Genomic DNA, 1,974 nt, shown 5'->3' on the forward strand with positions numbered 1-1,974 from the left:
AACGGCGCCAGCACCGCCCACTGCCCATCCGTCAGCACCCCCGTCATCCGCCATCCCATCCGCTGTTCATGCCGCAGATGGGGAGAATCATCAGGAGCTAACACGTCCTAGAACGCTATCGAAGCCGCTCTTAAGAAGCTCATATTATGCCAGAGTCCCATTGGGGCTGGTGAAAACTTGAAGACTTCGATGGTACCGGCGGCACGACCGACAACGCTCTGCAGAAGAGGGCTGACACCCTTTCTGGGTGTCTCAATCTGATGGCAGGCCCCGCGTTGCTGCGGAACAGTCCTTGTCCCGAGCGGCATTTGCGTCCCGGGCGAAGGACGGGGTCCTTCGCCAGGCAGTCCCTACGAGGGCGAGAGCGGCAAGGGCAGAATGTTTCATCCTTCCAAGCCCTTTGCCTCCACACCATTCGGGTCGAGTTTTGAGAGGGGCAGACTGCGGATGCGCTTGCCGGTCAGCACGGAAGCGGCGTTGACCACCGCAGGTGGCACACCTGGCAAGCCCGGCTCACCGATGCCACCCATCGGCGCGCCGCTCTCGACGATGCGGACATGCACGCGCGGCATCTGTTCGGGCGGCAGGATCGGATAGCCGTCGAAGTTGCGGGCCTGGGGCATGCCGTCGACATAGACGACTTCCTCCAGCAGTGCCGAGGACAGGCCGAGTGCCACCGCCGAGTTCACCTGCGCCTCGATGACGGCCGGGTTGACGATGCTTCCCGGGTCGATCGCCACCCATACGTTGTGGACCACGACCGCGCCATCACGCAGCGACACCTCGGCGATCGTGGCCACCTCGCTGCCAAACGGCGAGGCCATCGCGACGCCACGTGCCCTCTTTGTGCCGTCCGCCGCAGTGAAGGGACCGCGCCGCCATCCACCCGCCAGATCGGCGACCGCCTGCAGGAGGTTGCGATGCCGCGGGCTATCCGCGAGAAGCCGCAGCCGCAACGCGAAAGGATCCTGCCGGCCGGCGTCGGCCATCTCGTCGAAGAACGTCTCGTAGAAGAAGTCGTTCATCGAATGCCCAACCGAGCGCCAGAAGCCGATGATGGCCGGATCGTCGACGTGAATCTGGCCGACCCACCGGTTGGGAATCGCATAGACCTTGCCAGCGATGCCCTCGACCGCGGAGCTGTCGACCTTGTCCGGCTGGCGGCCGAACCAGCGGCCCGTGGGACCTTCTCCCACGGCGACCGCGTCCACGGCGACCGGCAGGCCGTCTGCATCGAGCCCGGCGCGGAAGCGCACGGCGCTCATCGGCCTCAGCGTGTCGCGCAGGAATTCCTCCTCCCGGCTCCAGATGAGCTTGACGGGCCGGCTCGCCGCCTTCGCGAGCAGGATGGCCTGCGGGTAGGGATTGGCCGTCTGGTAGAGGAAATGCCGCCCGAAGAAGCCGCCAAGGACCTGGGAGTGGATGATGACCTTTTCCGGCTCGATCCCCGCCACCTTCGCGGCATCGGCCTGGAACATCTCTGGCGCCTGGTTGGGGATCCACAGTTCGAGGGTTCCGTCCTCGTTCCAGCGCGCCAGCGCCGAGGGCGGCTCGAGCTGGCCATGTGCCAGATAGGGCGCGTCATAGGCCGCCTCCACGACGCGCTCGGCACCGCGGAGGGCGCCCGCTGCATCCCCGACAGTCTCGTAGGCGATGCCTTCCCCTGGCGTCGCCTTCAGCTTCGCCATGTGCGCCTCAGAGGAATAGTCCGCCGGCATGGCATGCGCCGTTCCGGCGGCTGGCGCGCTCCAGGTCACCTGCAAGGCCTCGACCGCACGCCGCGCGCGCCACCAGCTATTGGCTAGCACGGCGACGGCACCCGGCAGCCGGTGAACGGAGTGGACACCGGGCATCGCGCGCACGTCCGCCTCATTTGCCAACGCACCCGGCTCGCCGCCGAGGCGCGGGCTGTGCTGGACGGCGGCGTGCAACATGCCGTCGACCTTCTGGTCGATCGCATAGCGTGCTTTGCCG

General features: G+C 66.7%; 1 protein-coding gene. It reads right to left on the minus strand.

What is annotated here, in order from left to right:
• Positions 1 to 383: 383 nt before the first annotated feature.
• A partial coding sequence (locus tag EQG76_RS13640) for a xanthine dehydrogenase family protein molybdopterin-binding subunit (RefSeq protein WP_159714210.1) occupies positions 384 to 1,974 on the minus strand: 1,591 nt, incomplete at its 5' end.

This window comes from Geminicoccus flavidas (assembly GCF_009806515.1).
GTDB lineage: Bacteria > Pseudomonadota > Alphaproteobacteria > Geminicoccales > Geminicoccaceae > Geminicoccus > Geminicoccus flavidus.